The sequence below is a fragment of the Agrococcus beijingensis genome, assembly GCF_030758955.1.
Classification (GTDB): domain Bacteria; phylum Actinomycetota; class Actinomycetes; order Actinomycetales; family Microbacteriaceae; genus Agrococcus; species Agrococcus beijingensis.
This window is the reverse complement of record NZ_CP132360.1, coordinates 2,390,445-2,414,140: the sequence shown is the minus strand read 5'-3', so window position 1 is coordinate 2,414,140 and position 23,696 is coordinate 2,390,445. Positions and strand designations below refer to the sequence as shown.

Sequence of the window (23,696 nt, the reverse complement as noted above, 5' to 3'; positions counted from 1 at the left end):
TTTGTCAGGAAAGGGGGCCGAGGGGTCGACCTCTGGGGACTGCGGTGAACATATACGATTTCATGCACGACCGTCAAGACCGCATCTTCCGCGGCTCGAAGCGCCGCTTGCAGACCGGATTCGGAATCGTATACGATGCCCGCATGGATGCATCGTCGCAGCCCTCCTCCGGGGCCCCCACCGCCGCACAGGCCGCCTGGCAGCTGCTCGGCAGTCGCCCCTCGAAGGTCTTCGCGATGCACATCGGCTACCGTGCCCGCGCCGCCCAGAAGGGCCGCACGCCCGAGGCTCCCGGCTACTTCCTGAAGCCCGCCACCTCGCTCTCCACCGGCGGCGAGGTGATCGTGCCCGCCGGCACCGAGATCTTCGGCTTCGAGGGCGAGATCGCGATCGTCATCGGCAGCCACGCCCGCGCCGTGAGCGAGGCGGATGCGTGGGGTCACGTCGCCGCCGTCACCGCGTCGAACGACCTGGGCGTCTTCGACCTCCGCTGGGTCGACAAGGGCTCCAACATCCGCTCGAAGGGCGGCGACGGCATGACGCCGATCGGCCCGGCGCTGCTGCCCGCCGACCGGCTCGACCCCGCGTCGATCGAGGTGCGCACCTGGCTCGACGGCGAGCTGGTGCAGGCCGACTCGACCTCGACGCTCATCTTCTCCCTCGCGCAGATCGTCTCCGACCTCTCGCAGCTCGTGACCCTGGAGCCCGGGGACGTGATCCTCACGGGCACGCCCGCCGACGCATCCACCTTCTCCCCCGGCCAGACCGTCGAGGTCGAGGTCACCGCCACCGCGCTCGACGGCGAGCAGCTGTCGACCGGCCGCCTGTCGACCACCGTGCGGGTGGGCGACCAGGTGCTCCCGCCGTACTCCGCCCAGCCGAAGCCGACGGCGGAGCAGTGGGCAGACGCATCCGGACGCCCTGTGTCCGACTTCCAGGAGGCTGCCGCGCCCGTGCTCGACGACGACCTGCGCGAGCAGCTCTCTCGGGTGGCGCTCGCCACGCTCTCGTCGGCGCTGCGCAAGCGCGGTCTCAACAACGTCTCGATCGATGGCCTGCGCTCGACGCAGCCGGGCAAGCGCCTCGTGGGCACGGCCCGCACGCTGCGCTACGTGCCCAACCGCGAAGACCTCTTCAAGAGCCACGGCGGCGGCTACAACGCCCAGAAGCGGCTGTTCGACTCGCTGCAGCCCGGCGAGGTCGTCGTGATCGAGGCGCGCGGCGACAACCGCTCGGGCACCCTCGGCGACATCCTGGCGCTGCGCGCGCGGCACCTGGGCGCCGCCGGCCTCGTCACCGACGGCGGCGTGCGCGACCTCGACGTCGTCACCGAGATCGGCGTGCCGACCTATCACGGGGGCGGCCACCCCGCCGTGCTCGGGCGGCTGCACGTGCCGTGGGCGTTCGACGAGACCGTCGCGTGCGGCGGCGCCACGGTGCAGCCCGGCGACATCATCGTCGGCGACGGCGACGGCCTGCTCGTGATCCCGCCCGGCCTCGCGCGCGAGCTGGTCGAGGAGTGCCTCGCGACCGAGGCGGAGGAGGAGTGGATCGCGGCGCAGGTCGACGCCGGCCACCCCGTCGACGGGCTCTTCCCGATGAACGCCGAGTGGCGCGCGAAGTACGAGGCCGAGACCGCGCTGGAGCGTGCATGAGCGCACGATCCCAGCGAGCCGCCGCGGCCACGGAGGCGGGCGGCACCGTCGCGCCGTCGAAGTCGCAGCGCGCCTACCGCCTGCTGCACGACCGCATCGTCGACGGCACCTACTCCCCCGGCTACCGGCTCGTGCTCGACGCCATCGGCCGCGAGCTCGACATGAGCGTCGTGCCGGTGCGCGAGGCGATCCGCCGCCTCGAGGCCGAGGGGCTCGTCACCTTCGAGCGCAACATCGGCGCCCGCGTCGCCGAGATCGACGAGCTCGAGTACCACGAGACGATGGAGACGCTGTCGTTCGTCGAGGGCGCCGCGATCTCCCTCGCCGCCGGGCTCTACTCGAAGTCGGACGTCACCGACGCCCGCGCGATCAACGAGCAGATGCGCGAGTCGCTCGCCGGCTTCGACCCGGTGAAGTTCACCGCGCTCAACGAGGCCTTCCACCGGCGGCTCACCGACATCGCCCCCAACGGCGTGCTCGCCGACGTCATCGACAACTGCTGGAAGCGGCTCGCACGGCTGCGCCAGTCGACCTTCTCCTTCGTGCCGAGCCGGGCGCTGCCGTCGGTCGACGAGCACGAGGCGATCCTGCAGCTCATCGAGGGCGGCGCGGACCCGCGCGAGATCGAGCTCGCCGTGCGCGCCCATCGCCTCGCGACGCCGGGCGCCTACCTCCAGAAGATCCACCCGAACCAGCCCTGACCCGCAGATCCCGTCTTGACCTACAGAAACGGAGCCACCATGGCCAACCAGCCCGCAGGCATCCCCGACCTGATCCCGCACTACATCGACGGCGAGCGCGTGCCCTCGGTCGACGGCGACACGTTCGGCGTGCTCAACCCGGTCACCAACGAGGACTACACCGTCGCCGCCTCTGGCAAGAAGGCCGACATCGACCTCGCCGTCGCCGCCGCGACCCGCGCCTTCCACGAGGGGCCGTGGCCGCGCATGAAGAACCGCGACCGCGCCCGCATCCTCAGCCGCATCGCCGACATCGTCGAGTCGCGCGACCAGGAGCTGGCGCAGTTCGAGTCGTGGGACTCCGGCCTGCCGATCACGCAGGCGCGCGGCCAGGCGCAGCGCGCCGCCGAGAACTTCCGGTTCTTCGCCGACCTGATCGTCGCCGGCCGCGACGACACCTACAAGGTGCCCGGCAGCCAGGTGAACTACGTGAACCGCAAGCCCAAGGGCGTCGCGGGCCTGATCACGCCCTGGAACACCCCCTTCATGCTCGAGTCGTGGAAGCTCGGCCCCGCGCTCGCCTCCGGCTGCACCGTGGTGCTGAAGCCCGCCGAGTTCACGCCGCTCTCGGCGTCGCTGTGGGCCGGCATCTTCGAGGAGGCCGACCTGCCGAAGGGCGTGTTCAACCTCGTCAACGGCTTCGGCGAGACCGCCGGCGACTCGCTCGTCAAGCACCCCGACGTGCCGCTCATCTCCTTCACCGGCGAGAGCAGCACCGGCAAGCTCATCTTCGGCAACTCGGCGCCGCACCTGAAGGCGCTCTCGATGGAGCTCGGCGGCAAGAGCCCCGCCGTCGTCTTCGCCGACGCCGACCTCGACGCCGCCATCGACTCGACGCTGTTCGGCGTCTTCTCGCTGAACGGCGAGCGCTGCACCGCCGGCAGCCGCATCCTCGTCGAGCGCCCCATCTACGAGGAGTTCCTCGAGCGCTACGCCGAGCGGGCGAAGAACATCGTGGTCGGCGACCCGCACGACCCGAAGACCGAGGTCGGCGCGCTCGTGCACCCGGAGCACTTCGACAAGGTGATGTCGTACGTCGAGATCGGCAAGGAGGAGGGCCGCCTGCTCGCCGGCGGCGGCCGCCCCGAGGCGTTCCCCGAGGGCAACTTCGTCGCTCCCACCGTCTTCGCCGACGTCAAGCCCGACGCCCGCATCTTCCAGGAGGAGATCTTCGGCCCGGTCGTGTCGATCACGCCGTTCGACTCCGACGAGGAGGCGCTCGAGCTCGCCAACAACACCAAGTACGGGCTCGCCGCCTACATCTGGACCAACAACCTCAAGCGCGCGCACCTGTTCTCGCAGAACGTCGAGGCCGGCATGGTGTGGCTGAACAGCCACAACGTGCGCGACCTGCGCAGCCCGTTCGGCGGCGTCAAGGCCTCCGGCCTCGGCCACGAGGGCGGCTACCGCTCGCTCGACTTCTACAGCGACCAGCAGGCCGTGCACATCACCCTCGGTGACGTGCACACCTCCCGCTTCGGCGCATCCGCCTGATCTGCGTCAGCAGCTGACCCCACACTTCGAAGGAGCAGGACCATGAACGAGATCCCCAAGCCCAGCGTTCCCGCGCCCGACATCATCCGCTGCGCGGCGATGGACCTGGTCGTCACCGATCTGGCCGCCAGCCGCGCGTTCTATGTCGACGTGCTCGGCCTGCACGTGACCGAGGAGGACGACGAGGCGATCTACCTGCGGTCGTTCGAGGAGTTCATCCACCACAACCTCGTGCTGCGCAAGGGCCCGGTCGCGGCGGTCGCGGCGTTCGCCTACCGCGTGCGCACCCCCGAGGACGTCGACGCCGCCGAGGCCTACTACAAGGAGCTCGGCTGCCGCACGGAGCGCCGTGCGGGCGGCTTCCAGAAGGGCTTCGGCGACAGCGTGCGCGTCGAGGACCCGCTGGGCTTCCCCTACGAGTTCTTCTATGCCACCGAGCACGCCGAGCGCCTCCACCAGCGCTACGACCTCATCTCGGCCGGCGAGCTCGTGCGCCTCGACCACTTCAACCAGGTCACGCCCGACGTGCCCCGCGGTCGCAAGTACCTCGAGGACCTCGGCTTCCGCGTCACCGAGGACATCCAGGACAGCGAGGGCGTCACCTACGCCGCGTGGATGCACCGCAAGGGCACCGTGCACGACACCGCCCTCACCGGCGGCAACGGCCCGCGCATGCACCACATCGCGTTCTCGACCCACGAGAAGCACAACATCATCCAGATCTGCGACAAGCTCGGTGCGCTGCGGATGTCGGACCACATCGAGCGCGGACCGGGCCGCCACGGCGTCTCGAACGCGTTCTACCTGTACATCACCGACCCCGACGGCCACCGCATCGAGATCTACACGCAGGACTACTGGACCGGCGACCCCGACAACCCCGTCATCACCTGGGACGTGCACGACAACCAGCGCCGCGACTGGTGGGGCAACCCGGTCGTGCCCTCCTGGTACACCGAGGCATCCCCCGTGCTCGACCTCGACGGCAACGTCGTCGAGATCGTCGAGCGCACCGACTCCAGCGAGATGGAGGTGACGATCGGCGCCGACGGCTTCTCGTACACCCGCGAGGGCGACGACGACGGCACCTACCGCGGTCAGGCGTCGAAGGGCTTCAAGATCGGCAACCAGCTGTGACCACGGGAACCGCGTCGAGCGCAGCAGGTCGCGGTCGGGGCCTCGACGACGCGACCGTGGCGCAGATCGCCGACGAGCTCGCCGAGGCCACCCGCTCGCGGGGCACGATCGAGAAGATCTCGACGCGGTTCCCCAAGGCCACCATCGAGGACTCCTACGCGGTGCAGCGCATCTGGCGCACGCGCCGCGAGGAGGGCGGTGCGCGGCTCGTCGGGCGCAAGATCGGCTTGACGAGCAAGGCGATGCAGTTCGCCACCGGCATCACCGAGCCCGACTACGGCGTCATCTTCGCCGACCAGGCCTACCGCTCGGGCGAGACGGTCGAGCACGCGCAGTGGTCGAACGTGCGCGTCGAGGTCGAGCTGGCCTTCGTGCTGAAGGCGCCGCTCGAGGGCGAGGGCCTCACGGTCGACCAGGTGCTCGACGCCACCGAGATCGTGGTGCCGGCGCTCGAGATCCTCGACTCGCACATCGAGCTCGAGGGCCGCACGATCGTCGACACGATCAGCGACAACGCGGCGCTCGGCGCCGTGGTGGTCGGCGACTTCGAGATCGGCCCGCGCGACCGCAACCTCTCCTGGATCGGCTCGCTCTGCCTCGTCAACGACGAGATCATCGAGACCGGCGTCTCGGGCGGCGTGCTCGGCAACCCGGCGCTCGGCGTCTCGTGGCTGGCGGGCAAGCTCGCGCAGCACGGCGACCGGCTCGAGGCCGGCGAGCTGATCCTGGCCGGCTCGTTCACGCGGCCGGTGTGGGTCAAGCCCGGCGACGTCGTGCGCGCCGAGTACCAGGACATGGGCACGGTCGAGGTCACGTTCCGATGAGCACCTTCCGCGAGGCCCTCGCGGGCGCGCAGGCTCCGCTCGTGGGCCTGTGGAACGCATCCGGCAGCGCCGTCGCCGCCGAGATCATGGCTGGCTCCGGCGCCGACCTGCTGCTCGTCGACGGCGAGCACGGCCCGATCACCGTGAGCGAGCTGCTGCCGATCCTGCACGCCGCCGCCGCCTACCCGGTGACGACGCTCGTGCGCGTGCCGTGGAACGACCCGGTGATCATCAAGCAGGTGCTCGACCTGGGCGCGCAGAACCTGCTGGTGCCGATGGTCTCGACCGCCGACGACGCGCGCGCCGCCGTGCGGGCCGCACGCTACCCGGGCGGACCGGGCGAGCGCGAGGGCACGCGCGGCATCGGCTCGGCGCTGGCGCGCTCGTCGCGCTGGGGTCGCATCGCGGGCTATGTGCAGGGCGCCGACAGCCACGTGTCGGTCACCGTGCAGATCGAGACGGCGGATGCGGTGGCGAACGCCGCAGAGATCGCCGCGGTCGAGGGCGTCGACGCGGTCTTCATCGGGCCGACCGATCTCGCCGGCTCGATGGGCTTCCCCGGTCGCCCGTCGGAGCAGGCGGTGGTCGACGCGGTCGACGCCGCCATCGACGCGGTGCGCGCCGCCGGCAAGCCGGTGGGCGTGAACACCTTCGCCGAGGCCGACGCCGACCGCTGCATCGCCCGCGGCGCCGCGTTCGTGTTCGTCGCGGCCGACGTGACGCTCATGGCGCGCGGCTCCGAGGCTGCGGTCGCGCGGCTGAAGCAGGCGCGCACGGAAGCCGACAGCTACTAGGGCATGTCTCCCAATAGTGCGGCCCAGGTGAGGCAGGCGGACTATTCGCATGACCCACACTCAACGGCGAAGAGCCCCATTTGCCACGAGCACGCGAACCCGAATCAACCTCGCGCGACGACCAGTGGGACGACTCGCGCGATCGCATCGAAGTCTGCGTCGTGGTGGAGGACCGGCTCGCCGCGCCGCAGCGCGATCGCGGCGATGAGACAGTCCACGAGCTTGCGGATGGTCACGCCCTGGCGCCGGCCCGCGCGATAGATCCGGGCCGCGTCATCCCAGTCTGATGGCATGGTGGCAACGAGTTCGGCGCGAGCAAGAAGCCCGCGCAGCTCCAGGACATGCTGCTCGGAGCGCCCGCCTGCCAGCACCTCCATCACCACTGGATCGCACGTCACCAGGCTCGCGCTCTCCCGGATGCGGTCGCGCACAGCCACATTCGTGACCGAACCCGTCCCGCGCAGATACTCGACCCACGCAGAAGTGTCGACGAGCACCCCTATGCCCGCGTCTCGCGGAGCTCTTCGAGGTCGAGGTGCCAGCCGGAGCCCTCGAGCGCGAGCGCGCCACTGACGTCGAGCGGTTCGGAGGCCACCGCTCGCAATGCGTAGTTCACCGCTTCTCGCTTCGTCGTGAAGGCGAAGCGCCGCATGACCGCCTCGACAGCTGACTCGTCGAGATCAATGTTGGTGCGTGACATACACCAAGCATACACCTTCAGTGGCGTGTGAGCGGGCGATCGGGCGGGCTGTGGAGAACTTCCGCGGCCCGCACGGCCGTTCGGCTTCACTGGCCCCATGCGCCAAGCCGTCGCCGAGATCACCGCGTCCGTCCGGGCGAAGGTGCGCCGCGACGGGGTCGATCTGGCCCGCTCGGGCGACCTGGCGGAGCGCTACGTGCGCGACGCGGTGCGCTCCTACGCTGAGCGCTCGCTGGGCGGCAGCGTGCCGCTGCTCGCCGACGAGCGGCAGGCCGAGCGCGACGTGCTCGCCGCGGTCAGCGGCTACGGCCCGCTGCAGCCGTACCTCGACGATCCCGAGATCGAGGAGCTCTGGGTCAACCAGGGCTCGCGCGTCTTCGCCGCCCGCGGCGGCGTCAGCGAGCCGCTGCCGCTGCGGCTGACAGAGGTCGAGGTGCGCGACCTGGTCGAGCGGATGCTGTCGACCACAGGTCGGCGCGTCGACCTCTCGACGCCCTTCGTCGACGCCTCGCTGCCCGACGGCTCACGCCTCCACGTCGCCTCGGGAGATGTGGCTCGCGGCGCGATGAGCATCAACATCCGCAAGTTCTCGCGGCGGCTGGCGTCGCTCAGCGCGCTCGTCGAGCGCGGGGCGCTCAGCCAGCAGGCAGCGGCCTTCCTGAAGCAGGCGGTCGTCGCGGGCTGCAACATCCTCGTCTCCGGTCCGACGCACGCCGGCAAGACCACGATGCTGAACGCGCTCCTCTCAGCCGTGCGGCCGGGGGAGCGCGTGGTCACCGTCGAGGAGACCTTCGAGCTCGACCCGCCCGTCGACGACATCGTCGGGCTGCAGTGCCGGCAGCCCTCGCTCGAGGGCACCGGCGAGATCTCGCTGCGGCGGCTCGTCAAGGAGTCGCTGCGCATGCGCCCCGACCGGCTCGTCGTCGGCGAGGTGCGCGAGGCCGAGGCGCTCGACCTGCTGGTGGCACTGAACTGCGGCGTGAGCGGCATGTGCTCGATCCACGCCAACTCCGCGCGCGATGCGCTCGGCAAGCTCACCACGCTGCCGCTGCTGGCCGGCCGCAACATCGACTCGGGCTTCGTCGTGCCGACCGTCGCGCAGTGCATCGACCTCGTCGTGCACCTGGCGATCGACGCCCGTGGCAACCGCAGCGTCGTCGAGATCCTCGCACCCACGGGTCAGGTGACGGCGGGCGTCATCGAGGCATCGCCGCTGTTCGCGCTGCGCAACGGGCTGCTCGAGCCGACCGGCTCGCACCCGGCGCGCACCGCCAAGTTCGCCGCGATCGGTGTCGACCCCGTGACTCTGCTCACCGGGAGTCGCGCGTGACGTGGCTGCTGGGCGCGGCGCTCGGGCTCGGCGTCGTGCTCGTCGTGAGCCCGTGGCTGTGGCCGCGACGTGAGCGCAGCGCTGAGCCGAAGGCGCGCGGCCGCGTGCTCGACCGGCTCACCCAGGCGGGCCTCGACGGCATCCCGCCGCTCGCGCTCGTGGCGGTCGCGCTGCTCGCGGGCGTGCTGGCAGGCGGCCTCGCACTCGCCTTCGCGCCGGTCGTCGCGGTGGCCGCGGCTGCGTTCGTCGCCGGCGCCGCCGCGCCGATCGTCGCGGTGCGCTGGCGCGCGAAGCGACGCCGCCGCGCGCAGGCGGCCGTCTGGCCCGATGTGGTCGACCACCTGGTCTCCGCGGTGCGCAGCGGCCTGGCGCTCCCGGATGCGGTGGCGCAGCTCGAGCACGCCGGCCCGGCGATCACGCGCCCCGCGTTCGCCGCCTACGCGGCCGACCACCGGGCGACCGGCTCGTTCGGCTACGCGCTCGACCGGCTGAAGTCCCGGCTCGCCGATCCGGTCGGAGATCGCATCGTCGAGACGCTCCGCATGGCCCGCGAGGTGGGCGGCACCGAGGTGACGACCGTGCTGCGCGAGCTGGCCGCCTACCTGCGCGTCGACCTGGCGACCCGCGGCGAGCTCGAGGCGCGGCAGACCTGGATCGTCAGCGCCGCGCGCCTCGGCGTCGCAGCTCCCTGGATCGTGCTGCTGATCCTGTCGACCCGGCCCGAGGCGGCACAGGCCTACAACTCCGCCGGCGGCTTCGTGCTCATCGCGGGCGGCGCGATCGTGACGTTCATCGCCTACCGCGTGATGCTGCGCATCGGCGCGCTGCCGACCGAGTCGCGGTGGTTCGCGTGACGCCCGAGACCGGCTGGGGACTGATCCTCGGCGCGACGCTGGGCTTCGGCCTCTGGATGCTGGTCAGCCTGGTGCCGATCCTGCGCCGGCCGCTGCTGCTGCATCGCGTCGCACCGTACGTGCTCGACGTCTCGGCCGGCGCCCGTGACCTGATCGCACGGCGCCGCGTCGATCCGACGCGCGTGCTGGGGGTCGTCGCCTCGCCCGTCGGCGACCGGCTGCTGCCCGTCGTGCACGCGGTGCTCGGCGCGCCCGAGGGCATCCGCCGCCGGCTGCGGCAAGCGGCCTCCGACGAGACGGTCGGTGAGTTCCGCGGGCGGCAGCTGCGCTGGTCGGTGATCGGCGCCGCCGCCGGAGCAGCGCTCGGCGTCGCCGGTGCCGTGCAGTCGGGTCCGCCAGCACTGCCTGCCGTGCTGCTGGTCATGGGCGCCGCGACCGGCGCGTTCACCGTCGACTGGCTGCTGCAGCGTCGCGCCAAGCGACGCCTCGCACGCATCTCCAGCGAGCTGCCGTCGATCCTCGAGTTCCTGTCGCTCAGCCTCGCGGCCGGCGAGGGCCTGCAGGACGCCCTGCGGCGCGTCGGCGCGGCAGGCGGCTCCGCGCTCGGCAGTGAGCTGTCGGGCGTCGTGTCCGACGCCGCCGCAGGCACGAGCCTGTCGAACGCGCTCGCCACGCTCGCCGACGAGCTCGGCCACCCCGGCGTCACGCGCAGCGTCGACCAGATGCGCGGGGCGCTCGAGCGCGGCACGCCGCTCGCCCAGACGCTGCAGGCGCAGGCGCTCGATGCCCGCGATGCCGCCAAGCGCGACCTGCTCGAGGCAGCCGGTCGCAAGGAGATCTCCATGCTCGTGCCGCTCGTCTTCGGCCTCCTGCCGACGACGGTGGCGTTCGCGCTGTGGCCCGGAATCCACGTGCTGCAGGTCGGTTTCTGAAGGAGGATGCAATGTCGACGATCAGCCACAAGCTCCAGCGCCTGGTGGGGCGCATCACCGACGAGGAGCGCGGCGACGTGCCCGGCTGGGTGCTCGTCACCCTGATGACCGCGGGGCTCGTCATCGTGATCTGGACGGTCGCGGGCCCAGCGCTCTCGGGCGTGTTCGAGCAGGCGATCTCGCGCGTCACGAGCTTCTGATGCGGCTGGCCGACGAGCGCGGCTCGGCGGTCGCCGAGTTCACCATGGTGGCGGGCCTGCTCGTCATGCTCGTGCTCTCGGTCATGCAGCTCTCCCTGTCGCTGCATGTGCGCGCCACGCTCGCCGACGCCGCGGCCGAGGGCGCGCGGCACGCGTCGCTCATCGGGGCGGATGCGTCGGCGGGCATCGCGCGCACGCGCGAGCTCATCAGCACAGCAGTCGGCCCGGACTACGCCCAGCAGGTCAGCGCTTCCTCGGCGGTCGTCGCGGGCCTCGAGACGATCGAGATCCGGGTGGCGGCGCCGCTGCCGGTCTTCGGCCTCATCGGCCCGGTGGCGCTGGAGGTGACCGGGCATGCGCCGGTCGAGTCGCTGGGCTGAGGCTCGGCGCCGGCTCGCCGACGATCGGGGCTCGGCCTCGCTGGAGTTCCTCACCGTGGGGCTGATCCTGCTGGTGCCGCTGGTGTACCTGGTGCTGGCGCTCGGCCAGATCCAGCACGCGGTGCTCGGCATCGAGGGCGCGTCGCGCCACGCGGCGCGCGCGATCGCACAGGCCGACTCGCACGGGGAGGGGCTCGCCGCCGCCGACCGCGCCATCCAGGTGGCGATGGCCGATGCCGGCCTCGCGCCCGACGGCGTGCGCGTCGGGATCACCTGCGCTCCCTCGCCCGACGCATGCGACACGCCCCGCGGCACCGTCACCGTGCAGATCGACGCCTCGGTGCCCCTGCCGCTGGCGCCCCCGGTCGTGCAGCTCGACATCGGTGTGGGCGTGCCCGTCTCGGCGCGGGCGATGCAGCCGGTCTCGGCGTTCGGCGGCATGCCATGAAAGGCAGCGCAGCGCGGATGCTGCGCCGGCTGGCACGCGACGACGAGGGCTCGACGCTGGTGCTGACCATCGGCTTCGCTGCGCTCGCGCTGGCGCTGATCCTCGCCGTCACCGCCGCGACGAGCCTGCTCATCGAGCGCCGTCGGCTCTTCACCGTCGCCGACGGTGCGGCGCTCGCGGCCGCCGAGGCGTTCGCCCTCGAGCAGGTGCGCTTCGACGGCACCTCCGCCAGCCCCGAGCTCGCCGACGGCGCGGTCGGCGCGGCGGCGGCGCACTGGGCGGCCTCGGCAGCCGGTGATCTCGACGCGGTGCGCGTCGACGGTGCGAGCGCAGACGCCCGCAGCGCCTCGGTCACCGTCTCGAGCGCGTGGCGACCGCCGGTCGTCTCCCTTTTCCTGCCGGAGGGCATCCGTCTCGACGTCACCTCGACCGCCCGCGCGGTCTTCGTCGACTGACGGTCGGCAGCGCCGTTCGCCGCCTAGGTTGGTGCCATGGCAACCACACCGAAGAGGCGCTGGATCGGCGCCCTCGCGCTGCCGCTCGCGCTGGTCTTGGCGGGCTGCACGGCCGCAGTCGATCCGCCGCCTTCGCCCGAGCCGTCCGCGTCGAGCAGCACCGGCACCTCGGCGCCCGAGGTCGCGGTCCCGCAGGGGAGCGCGTTCCAGCAGCAGCTGCCGCTGAGCGGCACCTTCCTCTCGCAGGCGGCGGAGACGAGCGGCTCGGCCAGGATCGAGCGCCGCGATGACGGCTCGGTCTGGGTGGTCCTCGAGGACTTCCGCACCGGAGCAGCATCGGATCTTCGGCTGTACCTGAAGCCGGCCCGGCTGGTGCAAGATGCCGACGGGCACTGGGGTGCCGGCGGCGGGCAGTGGGAGATCGCCTCGCTCGATCCGGCCGCGACCACGCACGAGATCGAGGTGCCCGGCGCTCACGACATGCCGGCGATCCACACGCTCACCGTGATGGACTACGCCCTGCCGGACTTCCCCTCGTTCGGATCCGTCGCGCTCGAGTGAACGGCGTTCCCGACGCCTCAGCGCCGCCCGGTACCCTGCCCGCATGAGCGAGCAGCCCGACAGCGGATCACCGATCGACCCGGAGGCCTTCGACTACGACGCCGTCGCCGCGAGCCTTCCGACCGACCAGCCCGAGCGCGCCGCCGAGGGGCTGAAGGCGCTCATGCAGAACCCCGCGTTCCGCCAGCTGGTGCAGCAGATCCAGTCGGGCGAGCTGAACGACGACGAGCTGCGCGACGAGGCCACCTCGATCGCCCACGACCTGGCAGCGCGCCAGGAGCTGCGCCGCGACGAGCAGTAGCGAGCAGCGCTACTCCCGCGGCTTCCGCGGCAGCCACCGCAGCATCATCGCTGCACCCACCACGCACGTCGCCACCAGGCCCGCCGCCGCCCACGCGATCGACGCGACCGCGATCAGCAGCGAGATGAGCAGCGGCGCCACCGCGCCGCCCGCGTCGGTCGTGAGCCGCCAGGCGCCGAGGAACGGCGCGGGGTTGCGGCGGTCGGCGAGGTCGGCGCCGAGGGTCATCAGGATGCCGGAGCCGAGGCCGTTGCCGAGCGCCATCACGATCGCGGCCACCCAGAACCACAGCACGGCCGCATCGACGTCGTGCGTGAACGCCAGGATCAGGAACGACAGTCCCATCAGCGCCAGCGACGGCACGACGCTCCAGAGCCGGCCGAAGCGATCCATCACCCAGCCCGACACGAAGAACAGCGCGAAGTCGATGCCGCCGGCGATGCCGATCACGAGGCCGGTGGTGACGCCGTCGAGCCCGATCGACACGGCCCACAGCGGCAGCAGCACGTTGCGCGCCTGCCGCGCGAGCGACAGCATCGCCGCGCCGACGCCGACCGTCGCGAGCACGCGCCCGTTCCGGCGGATCACCTGGCCGATGCCCGTGCGCTCCTGCGTGAGCTCGATCACGCCCGTCGTCGGCGGCGCCTTCTCGAACACCGACGTCGGGTCGGGCAGCACGATGAGCACCAGGATCGCCACCACCGTGCCGATCGCGCAGATGATCCACACCACGCTCACGCCGAACCCGAGGCCGAGCACCGCAGAGCCGATCAGCGGCCCCACGAACATGCCCATGCGGAAGATGCCGCCGAGCGTCGACAGAGCCCGGGCGCGGTACCGGATCGGCACATAGGTGGTCATGAACGCGTGCCGGGCGAGCCCGAAGATCGCGTGGCCGAGGCCGAGCACGAAGATCGCGACCCCGAGCATCCACACCGTCGTCGCGAAGTAGGCGAGGGCCAGCGCCACCAGCACCAGCAGCCCCGCGCCGATCATCGTCGGCCGCTCGCCGAAGCGCGCCACCACGGCACCGCCGGGCAGGTCGGCCACGAGCGTGCCGATCGTCAGCATCGCCGCCACCACCGCGGCGACGGCGAGCGAGGCGCCCAGATCGCCCGCGATCAGCGGGATGTAGGGGATCACCGCGCCCTCACCGATCGCGAACGCGGCCGTCGGCACGTACGCGGCGCCGGCGACCCTGCGCCACGGGAAGCGCTCGGACTGGTCGACACCGCTCATGCGCACGACACTACGGCGAATGACCAGGGGCGAATGAGCAGGGGCGAATGAGCAGAGGCGGATGCGGCCGGCTCGGCCGCATCCGCAGGCCCGGCCCGGTCGGTAGGCTGGGGGGATCATGGCCGATCTCGACATCGCCGGCGACATCGCCGCCCTCCGCTCCACGTTCTCCGACATCAAGGCGGTGGCTGACGTCGAGAAGATCGCCGCCGACATCGAGCGGCTCTCCGCAGCCGCCGGCGTGCCCGACCTCTGGGACGACCCCGACGCCGCCCAGAAGATCACCAGCCAGCTGAGCCACGCGCAGACCGACCTGCGCCGGCTCACCGAGGCCGAGGCGCGCATCGATGACCTCGAGGTGCTCGTCGAGATGGCGAACGAGGAGGGCGACGAGGCGACCCAGAACGAGGCGAAGAAGGAGCTCGCGAGCCTGCAGAGGCTGGTCGCCGACATGGAGATCCAGACACTCCTCGACGGCGAGTTCGACCCGCTGCCGGCGGTCGTGACGATCCGTGCCGGCGCGGGCGGCGTCGACGCATCCGACTTCGCCGAGATGCTGCTGCGCATGTACCTGCGGTACGCCGAGCAGCACGGCATGCCCGTCACCGTCTACGAGACGAGCTACGCCGAGGAGGCCGGCATCAAGTCGGCGTCGTTCGAGATCGGCGCGCCCTACGCGTTCGGCAACATGTCGGTCGAGGCCGGCACGCACCGCCTCGTGCGCATGAGCCCCTTCGGCGCCGCCGGCAAGCGCCAGACGTCGTTCGCCGCCGTCGAGGTGGTGCCGCTGTTCGAGCAGGTCGACGAGGTCGAGGTGCCCGAGGGCGACATCCGCGTCGACGTGTTCCGCTCGTCGGGCCCCGGCGGCCAGAGCGTCAACACCACCGACTCGGCGGTGCGCATCACGCACATCCCGACCGGCACGGTCGTCTCGATGCAGAACGAGAAGAGCCAGATCCAGAACCGCGCCGCCGCCATGCGCGTGCTGCAGAGCCGCCTGATGCTGCTGCAGCGCGAGGAGGAGGCCGCCCGCAAGAAGGAGCTGGCCGGCAACATCTCCGCCAGCTGGGGCGACCAGATGCGCTCCTACGTGCTCGCGCCGTACCAGATGGTCAAGGATCTCCGCACCTCGCACGAGGTCAACAACCCCTCGGCCGTCTTCGACGGCGACCTCGACGGCTTCATCGCCGCCGGCATCCGCTGGCGCAAGCAGCAGCAGCTCGAGGGCGACGACTAGGAGCACCGTGGCGACTCGGCCCCAGACCGGCAGCGACTACCTCGCGAGCCTCGACGACGGCCGCGTCGTCATCCACGACGGCGAGCGCGTGGCGCGCGTGGCCGAGCATCCCGCCTTCTCGGGCACCGCATCCGCCATCGCGTCGCTCTACGACTCGCTGCACGCCGAGGACGGCACGGCGGATGCGCTGCTCGCCCCCACCGCGGATGGCACGGGGGTCACGCACCGGTTCTGGGCGGTGCCGCAGAGCGCCGACGACCTGCGCGGCCAGCGCGAGGCGATCCGCGCCTGGCAGCGGCAGACGAACGGCTGGCTCGGCCGCACCCCCGAGTTCATGGCCTGCGTCATCACCTCGATGGCCGCGCACGCGCCGTTCTTCGGCCGCTTCGAGGGCAACGTGCGGGCCGCGCTCGCCCGCGACCAGCGCGACGTGACGCACTACGCGCAGGCGCTCGTGAACCCGCCCGTCGACCGCGAGCTGCCGCCCGACGAGGTGGGGGATGTGTTCCTCCACGTCGTGCGCGAGACCGACGCGGGGCTCGTGGTGCGCGGCGCGAAGGCGGTCGTGACCGGCGCCGCGACGGCGCAGCGGCTGCTCGTGTCGCACTTCGGCGGCGAGGTGCAGACCGACGGGTTCGCGATCGCGGCCTCCGTGCCCGTCGCGACCTCTGGGCTCCGCATCTTCACGCGCGGCACGCCCTTCCGCGCCGACCAGCCGCTCGCGAGCCGGTTCCAGGAGCACGACGCGCTGGTCGTCTTCGACGACGTGCTGATCGCCTGGGACGACGTGCTGATCCACGACGCCGAGACGATGCTCGCCTACAACCGCGGCGCCGTCGGCTGGAACGCCCGGCTCGCCTTCCAGGCGGCCACCCGGCTCGAGGCGAAGCTCGAGCACGTGGCCGGTCTCGCCGTGCGCGCCGTCGAGATCATGGGCACCGAGGAGCGGCGCGGCACGCAGGCGGCGCTCGGCGAGCTGATCGCCTTCCGCCACACCGTCGCCGGGCTGCGCGACGCGATGATCGAGCAGGCCGTGCCCTCGGGCGACTCGGTGCTGCCCGGCATCGACTCGGCGATGGCGTTCTCGGCGCTCGCGCCCGACGCCTACTCGCGCATGCGCGTCTCGCTCGAGACCGTGCTGTCGTCGGCGCTCGCGCACCTGCCGGTGCCACAGGGCGCGCTCGGCAGCGACGAGCTCGCCGGGCTGGAGCCGCTGCTGCGCGGATCGAACGGGGCGGATGCGCGCGAGCGGCTCGAGGTCGTCGGCGAGCTGTGGGATGCGATCGGCACCGGCTTCGGCGCGCGCCACGAGCTCTACGAGCGCAGCTACTGGGGCCAGCCCGAGCGCACCCACGTCGGCGTGCTCGGCCTCGCACGGGCCACCGGGCGCATCGCCGAGTGGCAGGCTCGGCGGCACGGGAGTGACGCCGCGCCGACGACGCACCCGACCGCAGACCGCATCCGCGCGTAGCCTCGACCAGTCATGATCAGGTTCGACGAGGTCTCGAAGACCTACTCCCGCAAGGCTCGCCCCGCCCTCGACGGCATCTCGCTCGAGATCCTCAAGGGCGAGTTCGTGTTCCTCGTCGGCGCCTCCGGCTCCGGCAAGTCCACGCTCATCCGCATGGTGCTCCGGGAGGAGACCCCCAGCAGCGGCGAGGTGCACGTGCTCGGCCAGCGGCTGAAGGCGCTGCCGAACCGCCGCGTGCCGTTCTTCCGCCGCAACCTGGGCGTGGTGTTCCAGGACTTCCGGCTGCTGAACAACAAGACGGTCTACGAGAACGTCGCCTTCACGCTGCAGGTGATCGGCAAGAGCCGCGGCTTCATCTCGGAGGCCGTGCCCGACGTGCTCAAGATCGTCGGCCTCGCCGGCAAGGCGAGCCGGCTGCCGCACGAGCTCTCGGGCGGCGAGCAGCAGCGCGTCGCGATCGCGCGCGCGGTCGTCAACCGGCCGCCGATCCTGCTCGCCGACGAGCCCACCGGCAACCTCGACCCCTCGACCAGCGCCGGCATCATGGCGCTGCTCGCCCGCATCAACGAGGGCGGCACCACGGTCGTGATGGCGACGCACGAGGCGTCGATCGTCGACTCGATGCAGCAGCGAGTCGTCGAGCTCGACGCGGGCGTCATCATGCGCGACGAGCAGCACGGCGGCTACCGCCGGCACCTCGACGACGGCAACGACCCGCTCGTCCACGAGCCCGGCGGCTCGGCGGCCGCCGCGGCCGCCCTCGAGGAGGAGCGCGCATGAGGCTGCAGCTGATCGCGCAGGAGGTCTGGAACGGCCTGCGCCGCAACATGTCGGTCGTCGTCTCGGTCGTGCTCGTCACCTTCATCTCGCTGTCGTTCGTCGGCGCCGCGATCCTGCTGCAGCTGCAGATCAACCAGATGAAGGGCTTCTGGTACGACCGCGCCCAGGTCGGCATCTACTTCTGCGGCCCGGTCGACTCGACCGCCACCTGCACGCAGACCGCCGCGACCGCCGAGCAGGTGCAGGCGGTGCGCGACACGCTCGAGGGCGGGGCGATCGCGCCCTACGTCGCGAACGTCGAGTTCGAGGATCGCCAGCTCGCCTACCAGAACTTCATGGACCAGTTCGGCGGCACCTCGAGCGCCGAGTTCGCCAGCCCCGAGACCATGAACGAGGCGCTCTGGGTGCGCCCGACCGCGCCGCAGGACGCCGACCTGATCAGGGAGGCGACGGGCGCCCTGCCGGGGGTGCTGGAGGTGCGCGATCAACGGGCGCTGCTCGAGCCGATCTTCCAGGTGCTCAACACCGCGAGCCTCGCGGCGATCGGCGTGGCCGTGCTGATGCTCGTCGCGGCGGTGCTGCTCATCTCGACCACGATCAGGCTGTCGGCGTTCTCGCGGAAGCGGGAGCTCGGCATCATGCGCCTGGTCGGCGCGTCGAACCGGTTCATCCAGACGCCCTTCATCATCGAGGGCATCGTCGCGGCGCTCATCGGCGCCGTGCTGTCGGCCGGATCGGTGATCGCGGTCGTGCACTTCTTCCTGCAGGGCTACGTGGCGCCGATGCTGCAGACGATCGCGATCGTCAACATCGACGACGCGCTCGTGGTCGCGCCGGTGCTCGTGGGGATCGGTGTGCTCTTCGCCGGCGTCGCCGCCGCGGTCGCGATCCGCAGGTACCTGAAGATCTAGCCCGCGCCGCACGCTAGACTGGGCGGCTGCCCGACGGTCGGGCGCAGGAACACGGGAGCGAGCCATGCCGCGCGAACAGGGCCAGAAGGTCGTGGCGCAGAACCGCAAGGCGCGCCACGACTACACGATCGAGGATCGCGTCGAGGCGGGTCTGGTGCTGACGGGCACCGAGGTGAAGTCGCTGCGCGCGGGCCGGGCATCGCTCGTCGACGGCTACGCCTACGTCGACAGGGGAGAGGCGTGGCTCGACGCCGTGCACATCCCCGAGTACGGCCAGGGCACCTGGACCAACCACCCGCCGCGCCGCAAGCGCAAGCTGCTGCTGCACAAGGACGAGATCGAGAAGCTGGCCGCCAAGGTCTCGCAGGGCGGCTACACGCTCGTGCCCCTCTCGCTCTACTTCTCCGACGGCCGCGCCAAGGTCGAGCTGGCCATCGCGAAGGGCAAGAAGGAGTACGACAAGCGCCAGGCGCTCCGCGAGCGGCAGGACAAGCGCGAGGCCGAGCGCGCCATGCGCACGAAGAACCGCCTGGGCGACTGACGCTCGCCCCCGTTCGACAATCGAGCATCCCGACCGATTGAATGGACGATGCCGGCGGGGTTCACCCAGGACCGCCCGGAGGAAGGCGACATGCGCATCGGCATCTTGACGTCCGGGGGCGACTGCCCAGGGCTCAACGCGGTCATCCGAGCGGCGGTGCTCACCGGCATGGTGCACCACGGCCACGAGTTCGTGGGCATCCGCGACGGCTTCCGCGGTCTCAAGGACGGCGACGTGCGGGTGCTGAACCGCTCGTCGGTGCGCGGCACCTCGCGCATCGGCGGCACGATCCTCGGCACCAGCCGCACGAACCCCTACGAGGGCCCGAACGGCGGGCCGGAGAAGATCAAGCAGACGCTCGCGCGACTCGGCATCGACGCCGTGATGGCGATCGGCGGCGAGGGCACCCTCGCAGCCGCCCACCGGCTCGCCGACGACGGCATCCCCATGGTGGGGGTGCCGAAGACGATCGACAACGACCTCGACGCCACCGACTACACGTTCGGCTTCGACACCGCCGTGCAGATCGCCACCGAGGCGGGCGACCGGCTGCGCACCACCGGCGACTCGCACATGCGCTGCATGGTGCTCGAGGTGATGGGCCGCCACGTCGGCTGGATCGCCCTGCACACCGGCATGGCGACCGGCGCGCACGTCACCCTCATCCCCGAGCAGCCGCGCTCGATCGAGTGGATCTGCGAGTACGTTCAGTCGGTCTACGACCGCCGCCGCGCACCGCTCGTCGTCGTCTCCGAGGGCTTCAAGCTCGAGGGCATGGAGGAGGAGTACTCGCGCAAGGGCCTCGACGCGTTCAACCGCCCGCGGCTGGGCGGCATCGGCGAGCTCATCGCGCCGATGATCGAGGAGCGCACCGGCATCGAGTCGCGCTCGACGGTGCTCGGCCACATCCAGCGCGGCGGCGCGCCCAGCGGCGCCGACCGCGTGCTGGCGACCCGCTTCGGGCTGGCCGCGATCGACGCGATCACCGACCGCGCGTGGGGCTCGATGGTGTCGCTGCGAGGCACCGACATCGTGCGCGTGCCGCTGGCCGACGCGCTCGGCGAGCTGAAGCGCGTGCCCGAGCACCGCTACCGCGAAGCCGAGATGCTGTTCGGCTGAGCCGCAGGGGATCCTGCGCGTGTTGCCGCAGCGCCCTCCTTCGATGTACCATGGTGGGCTGGCCTCGCCAGACCGCCGGAGGCATCCGGATTGACAACTCCACAGCGTGCGACTCGCCACCCAGCACGGGGATGATCGGTTTCGACAACGTCTCGGTTGCTGCGGGAAGCGGGTAGAGGATGCAGGGTTATCTCTTGAACGCTCCCTGCAAACCCATAGGTGCCAACGCAAAGCGCACCGACTTCGCCCTCGCTGCTTAAGCGAGCCTGAAGTCCGTCAGACCGGAGAGGCCCTCGTTCCGGACCCTGGCGTCATCTTGAGGGATTGCTGCGATGCTGCGTCACAGGGCATCGCGGGACTTGAACTGTGACTGGGCTCGTCGACCTAGGTGCTCAGGACAAAGGTCGGAGCCGAGCAGAACGCCACCCCTGAGCTGCACCCGGAGAATCCGCACGATATGAGCGTTGGACGGGGGTTCGATTCCCCCCATCTCCACCATCGGTAGCGAGTCGCACGCTGTGAGAGCCCTCTCGCTCGCCCGCACTACGCTGGGCTTCGTCAGATCTGCGAGGAGGCAGTGCGTGAGCGAGTACCGGGTCACCGATCCCTACACCGGCCGGGTCGTCGAGGAGTTCCCGACGGCGACCGACGACGAGATCCGCGCCGCGATCGAGCGCGCGCACGCCGCCTACGAGCCGTGGCGCACGACGCCGCTGGCCGAGCGCGCGACGATCCTCACCAAGGCCGCCGAAGCGTTCACCGCCCGCTCGCGCGAGCTCGCCGAGATCATCCGCACCGAGATGGGCAAGCCCCTCGCGCAGGGCGTCGCCGAGGCCGAGTTCTCGGCCGAGATCATCCAGTACTTCGCCGACAACGCCGAGGAGTTCCTCGCCGACGAGGTGCTCGCCAACCGCTGCGGCGTCGACGCGCGCATCCGCAAGTCGGCCTCGGGCGTGATCCTGGGCATCATGCCCTGGAACTTCCCGTACTACCAGGTCGCGCGCTTCGCCTTCCCGAACCTCATGCTCGGCAACACGGTGCTGCTGAAGCATGCGCCGCAGTGCCCGCGGTCGGCGACCGTCATCGCCGAGATCCTCGCCGAGGCGGGCCTGCCGGCCGGCGCCTACGAGAACATCTTCGCCACCAACGAGCAGATCGCCGAGATCGTCATCCCCGACCGCCGTGTGCTGGGCGTCTCGCTCACCGGCTCGGAGCGCGCCGGCGCCGCCGTCGCCGAGGTCGCCGGGCGTCACCTCAAGAAGGTCGTGCTCGAGCTCGGCGGCAGCGACCCCTTCATCGTGCTGTCGGCAGACGACATGGATGCCGTGGTGCAGAACGCGCTCGAGACCCGGATGGAGAACTCGGGTCAGTCGTGCAACGCGTCGAAGCGCTTCATCGTGCTCGACGAGCACTACGAGGCCTTCTCGCAGAAGCTCGGCGAGGCGATCGCGGCGCTCGAGGTGGGGGAGGCCGACGACGAGGACGCCCTGGTCGGGCCGCTGTCGTCGCAGGCCGCCGCAGATCGGCTGCGCGAGCAGACGGCCGCCGCGGTCGCCGAGGGCGCGCAGGTGCTCGCCGGCGCCGTGGGCGAGCCCGGCGACACCCGCGTGCGCCCCGCGCTGCTGGGCGGCGTGACCGCCGAGATGCAGGCCTACCGCGAGGAGCTCTTCGGCCCGGTCGGCACCGTCTATCGGGCGAAGGACGTCGACGACGCCGTGCGCATCGCCAACGACACCCCGTTCGGGCTCGGCGCGCGCCTCTTCTGCAGCGACCCGGAGCTCGCGCTCGCCGTCGCCGACCGGCTCGACTCGGGCATGGTCGCGATCAACGGGGCCGGCGCCGAGGACTACGACATGCCCTTCGGCGGCACCAAGCGCTCGGGCTTCGGCCGCGAGCTGGGACCGCACGGCATGGAGGAGTTCATGAACAAGAAGCTGGTCGTGCTGGGCTGACGCCGCCGGTCGTGCGGCACGGGTTCACTGCAGCCAGCGCCGCACGCGCTTGCGCCGCAGCCTCGCCCAGGCGCGCTCGAACGCCGCCTCGCTCGCCGCGGCGCGCTCGTGCTCGCGCGCGTGCAGCAGGCCGAAGGTGAACGCGCTGTCGCCGTCGAGGTGCGCCTGCACGCCCAGCTCGCGCAGCAGCGACCGGGCGACGACCGTGTCATGCTGCTCGCCGAGCGCCTGCTGCACGCGCTTCGCCGCCTTCGCTGCGCGCCGAGCCTCGCGGCCCGCCACCGGCACCAGCGCCTCGGCGGCGTAGCGGGCGCGCTTCGCGGCCTTGCGCGCCTCGTGGAGCAGCGCGTCGCGCTCGGCCGCTGGGGCCGCGGTCGCCGCCTCGACCCGACGGCGCGTGCGCCGGTGCTCACGTCGCACGCGAGAGCGCAGCGCATCCTGCGGGCTGCCGCCCGACCCGCCCTGCGGGCTGCCGCCCGTCCCATCCTGCGGGCTGCCGCCCGACGCACCCGCCCACGGCGGCGCGGTCGCCAGCCGCTGCAGGTCGTCCATGAGCGCCAGGTAGCGCTCCGAGCGCATCGCGGCGTGCGCCGCACCGAGCGCCTGCCGGTGGCGTGCGCGCAGGGCGTCGTCGATGCGCTGCCCGACGGCGCCCATGACCAGCTCGACCGGCTGCTCGGCGACGAGCGCGGCGAGCCGCGCGCACTGCACCTCGGCATCGCGGGCCGCGCCGAGCACACCGGCGAACCAGCGCAGCTCGTCGCGCAGCGGATCGGTCCGCGCGCGGTCGAGCAGCGGCCGGAAGGTGGCGAGCAGGCTGCGCAGCCGTCGCGAGGCGACCCGCATCCGGTGCACGGCGCCGTCGGCCGCGAGCCGCACGAGCGGGTCTCGGCGACGGAGCTCGTCGACCTGCTCGGCGAGCGCGGCCGCCAGCACGTCCTCGGCGGAGCTCTGCGCGTCGAGGGCAGGCTCGGGCTCGGGGGCCGGCGGTGCGGTGCCCCCGGCCAGCGCGCGGGCGAGCTTCGACGCAGAGGCCGCGGGCGTCGCGCCCACGGCGAGCAGCTGCTGCACGACCGCGTCGACGTCGTCGCGACCGCCCTCGACCGCCTCGACCTCCCACTCGCACCATGCGGTCGTCGTGGTGCTGTCGACGGGCGACCGGGCGACGACGGCGTCGTCGGCGATCTCGACGAGCACGCGGCCGTCGGCGTCGCGAAGACGATGCACAGCCCGGTGCGTCTGCAGCCGAGCGACCGGCACCAGCGGCTCGCCGCGCGACCACAGGTGCACGGCGCTGCGCAGCGGCTCCGGCACGGTCTTCGTCGCGCGGCCGAGCGGCTCGCGCAGCTCGTCGCGCACGCCCTCGCCGATGGGCACCTTCAGGTGCCAGCCGGCGTCGTCGCCGCCCGTGCGGCGCCGCAGCGAGATGCCCGCCGCCGCCAGCGCCCGCGCCTCGGTGTCGAAGTACGTCGCCTCGAGGTCGTGCTCGACGGGCTCGTCGGCGACGACGATCGTTCCGGTGCCCGCCAGCGTCGGCACGCGCGCCTCCGCGGGCGCCTCGAGCTTCGTCTCGATCTCGCGATGGCGGCTCGTCATGCCTCGGTTCTACACCGCCCGCCCTGCGGCGCATAGGCGCGCGCG

Annotated in this window: 25 protein-coding genes, 1 other RNA gene and 1 pseudogene; 23 read left to right on the top strand and 4 right to left on the bottom strand. The window is 71.8% G+C overall.

What is annotated here, in order from left to right; all coding sequences use genetic code 11:
• The first annotated feature begins 143 nt into the window (after positions 1–143).
• Genes Q9250_RS11755 through Q9250_RS11730 form a run of 6 tightly spaced genes read left to right on the top strand, consistent with a single transcriptional unit; the run spans position 144 to position 6,644 of the window.
• The gene (locus Q9250_RS11755; RefSeq protein ID WP_306232069.1) at positions 144–1,655 is read left to right on the top strand and encodes a fumarylacetoacetate hydrolase family protein; all 1,512 of its coding nucleotides are present in this window, start codon (positions 144–146) and stop codon (positions 1,653–1,655) included.
• The gene (locus Q9250_RS11750; RefSeq protein ID WP_306232068.1) at positions 1,652–2,356 is read left to right on the top strand and encodes a GntR family transcriptional regulator; all 705 of its coding nucleotides are present in this window, start codon (positions 1,652–1,654) and stop codon (positions 2,354–2,356) included. The genes Q9250_RS11755 and Q9250_RS11750 overlap by 4 nt, the downstream gene beginning before the upstream one ends.
• 39 nt (positions 2,357–2,395) lie before the next feature.
• A complete protein-coding gene (gene hpaE, locus Q9250_RS11745; RefSeq protein ID WP_306232067.1) occupies positions 2,396–3,889 on the top strand; it encodes a 5-carboxymethyl-2-hydroxymuconate semialdehyde dehydrogenase in 1,494 nt (497 codons plus the stop codon).
• A 42-nt stretch (positions 3,890–3,931) separates the two neighbouring features.
• A complete protein-coding gene (gene hpaD, locus Q9250_RS11740) occupies positions 3,932–5,026 on the top strand; it encodes a 3,4-dihydroxyphenylacetate 2,3-dioxygenase (protein ID WP_306232066.1) in 1,095 nt (364 codons plus the stop codon).
• A complete protein-coding gene (locus Q9250_RS11735; RefSeq protein WP_306232065.1) occupies positions 5,023–5,850 on the top strand; it encodes a 2-keto-4-pentenoate hydratase in 828 nt (275 codons plus the stop codon). Before hpaD ends, Q9250_RS11735 begins: the two co-directional genes overlap by 4 nt.
• Positions 5,847–6,644 carry an aldolase/citrate lyase family protein gene (locus Q9250_RS11730; RefSeq protein WP_306232063.1) on the top strand — a complete coding sequence of 266 codons (798 nt, stop codon included), beginning with the start codon at positions 5,847–5,849 and terminating at the stop codon, positions 6,642–6,644. The genes Q9250_RS11735 and Q9250_RS11730 overlap by 4 nt, the downstream gene beginning before the upstream one ends.
• Positions 6,645–6,748: 104 nt before the next feature.
• Here the strand turns inward: Q9250_RS11730 and vapC are convergent, their stop codons facing one another.
• Together vapC and Q9250_RS11720 are read right to left on the bottom strand one after the other, a co-directional pair.
• Positions 6,749–7,141 carry a type II toxin-antitoxin system VapC family toxin gene (gene vapC, locus Q9250_RS11725; RefSeq protein WP_306232062.1) on the bottom strand — a complete coding sequence of 131 codons (393 nt, stop codon included), beginning with the start codon at positions 7,139–7,141 and terminating at the stop codon, positions 6,749–6,751.
• A gap of 2 nt (positions 7,142–7,143) precedes the next feature.
• Positions 7,144–7,344 (bottom strand): type II toxin-antitoxin system VapB family antitoxin, encoded by a 201-nt coding sequence (locus Q9250_RS11720; RefSeq protein ID WP_306232061.1) that lies wholly within the window; start codon positions 7,342–7,344, stop codon positions 7,144–7,146.
• A gap of 97 nt (positions 7,345–7,441) precedes the next feature.
• Between Q9250_RS11720 and Q9250_RS11715 the strand changes: the two genes are divergently transcribed.
• From Q9250_RS11715 to Q9250_RS11675, 9 genes are read left to right on the top strand one after another with little or no spacing between them, the layout of a single operon-like run.
• Positions 7,442–8,674 carry a TadA family conjugal transfer-associated ATPase gene (locus tag Q9250_RS11715; protein WP_306232060.1) on the top strand — a complete coding sequence of 411 codons (1,233 nt, stop codon included), beginning with the start codon at positions 7,442–7,444 and terminating at the stop codon, positions 8,672–8,674.
• Positions 8,671–9,528, top strand: a complete 858-nt coding sequence (locus tag Q9250_RS11710; RefSeq protein ID WP_306232059.1) for a type II secretion system F family protein — start codon at positions 8,671–8,673, stop codon at positions 9,526–9,528. Before Q9250_RS11715 ends, Q9250_RS11710 begins: the two co-directional genes overlap by 4 nt.
• The gene (locus Q9250_RS11705) at positions 9,525–10,460 is read left to right on the top strand and encodes a type II secretion system F family protein (protein ID WP_306232058.1); all 936 of its coding nucleotides are present in this window, start codon (positions 9,525–9,527) and stop codon (positions 10,458–10,460) included. Before Q9250_RS11710 ends, Q9250_RS11705 begins: the two co-directional genes overlap by 4 nt.
• Positions 10,461–10,471: 11 nt before the next feature.
• Positions 10,472–10,660 (top strand): hypothetical protein, encoded by a 189-nt coding sequence (locus Q9250_RS11700; protein ID WP_306232057.1) that lies wholly within the window; start codon positions 10,472–10,474, stop codon positions 10,658–10,660.
• The gene (locus Q9250_RS11695; RefSeq protein ID WP_306232056.1) at positions 10,660–11,040 is read left to right on the top strand and encodes a TadE family protein; all 381 of its coding nucleotides are present in this window, start codon (positions 10,660–10,662) and stop codon (positions 11,038–11,040) included. The genes Q9250_RS11700 and Q9250_RS11695 overlap by 1 nt, the downstream gene beginning before the upstream one ends.
• Entirely contained in the window at positions 11,015–11,488 is a 474-nt protein-coding gene (locus tag Q9250_RS11690) for a hypothetical protein (RefSeq protein WP_306232055.1), read from the top strand. The genes Q9250_RS11695 and Q9250_RS11690 overlap by 26 nt, the downstream gene beginning before the upstream one ends.
• The gene (locus Q9250_RS11685; RefSeq protein WP_306232054.1) at positions 11,485–11,943 is read left to right on the top strand and encodes a pilus assembly protein TadG-related protein; all 459 of its coding nucleotides are present in this window, start codon (positions 11,485–11,487) and stop codon (positions 11,941–11,943) included. The genes Q9250_RS11690 and Q9250_RS11685 overlap by 4 nt, the downstream gene beginning before the upstream one ends.
• A gap of 36 nt (positions 11,944–11,979) precedes the next feature.
• Entirely contained in the window at positions 11,980–12,504 is a 525-nt protein-coding gene (locus Q9250_RS11680) for a hypothetical protein (protein ID WP_306232053.1), read from the top strand.
• Positions 12,505–12,547: 43 nt separating this feature from the next.
• Positions 12,548–12,805 carry a hypothetical protein gene (locus tag Q9250_RS11675; RefSeq protein WP_306232052.1) on the top strand — a complete coding sequence of 86 codons (258 nt, stop codon included), beginning with the start codon at positions 12,548–12,550 and terminating at the stop codon, positions 12,803–12,805.
• A gap of 9 nt (positions 12,806–12,814) precedes the next feature.
• Here the strand turns inward: Q9250_RS11675 and Q9250_RS11670 are convergent, their stop codons facing one another.
• Positions 12,815–14,044, bottom strand: coding sequence for an MFS transporter (locus Q9250_RS11670; RefSeq protein WP_306232051.1), 1,230 nt, complete (start codon positions 14,042–14,044; stop codon positions 12,815–12,817).
• A gap of 118 nt (positions 14,045–14,162) precedes the next feature.
• On the opposite strand from Q9250_RS11670, the gene prfB reads away from it, so the two are divergent.
• The 8 genes and pseudogenes from prfB (at position 14,163) to Q9250_RS11630 (ending at position 22,055) form a co-directional block, all read left to right on the top strand.
• Complete coding sequence (gene prfB, locus Q9250_RS11665) at positions 14,163–15,281, top strand: peptide chain release factor 2 (RefSeq protein WP_306232050.1); 1,119 nt, start codon at positions 14,163–14,165, stop codon at positions 15,279–15,281.
• A gap of 7 nt (positions 15,282–15,288) precedes the next feature.
• Positions 15,289–16,752, top strand: coding sequence for a 4-hydroxyphenylacetate 3-hydroxylase N-terminal domain-containing protein (locus tag Q9250_RS11660; RefSeq protein WP_306232049.1), 1,464 nt, complete (start codon positions 15,289–15,291; stop codon positions 16,750–16,752).
• 12 nt (positions 16,753–16,764) lie between these two features.
• A pseudogene (gene ftsE / locus Q9250_RS11655) lies at positions 16,765–17,514 on the top strand (cell division ATP-binding protein FtsE); the annotation flags it as partial.
• A 14-nt stretch (positions 17,515–17,528) separates the two neighbouring features.
• Complete coding sequence (ftsX, locus tag Q9250_RS11650; protein ID WP_306232048.1) at positions 17,529–18,443, top strand: permease-like cell division protein FtsX; 915 nt, start codon at positions 17,529–17,531, stop codon at positions 18,441–18,443.
• A gap of 64 nt (positions 18,444–18,507) precedes the next feature.
• A complete protein-coding gene (gene smpB, locus Q9250_RS11645; protein WP_306232047.1) occupies positions 18,508–18,984 on the top strand; it encodes an SsrA-binding protein SmpB in 477 nt (158 codons plus the stop codon).
• 90 nt (positions 18,985–19,074) lie between these two features.
• Entirely contained in the window at positions 19,075–20,103 is a 1,029-nt protein-coding gene (locus Q9250_RS11640; RefSeq protein WP_306232046.1) for a 6-phosphofructokinase, read from the top strand.
• Positions 20,104–20,230: 127 nt separating this feature from the next.
• Positions 20,231–20,601: a transfer-messenger RNA gene (gene ssrA, locus Q9250_RS11635) on the top strand.
• 83 nt (positions 20,602–20,684) lie between these two features.
• Positions 20,685–22,055, top strand: a complete 1,371-nt coding sequence (locus Q9250_RS11630) for an aldehyde dehydrogenase family protein (RefSeq protein ID WP_306232045.1) — start codon at positions 20,685–20,687, stop codon at positions 22,053–22,055.
• A 24-nt stretch (positions 22,056–22,079) separates the two neighbouring features.
• Here the strand turns inward: Q9250_RS11630 and Q9250_RS11625 are convergent, their stop codons facing one another.
• Positions 22,080–23,651 carry a CYTH and CHAD domain-containing protein gene (locus tag Q9250_RS11625; RefSeq protein ID WP_306232044.1) on the bottom strand — a complete coding sequence of 524 codons (1,572 nt, stop codon included), beginning with the start codon at positions 23,649–23,651 and terminating at the stop codon, positions 22,080–22,082.
• Positions 23,652–23,696 lie beyond the last annotated feature (45 nt).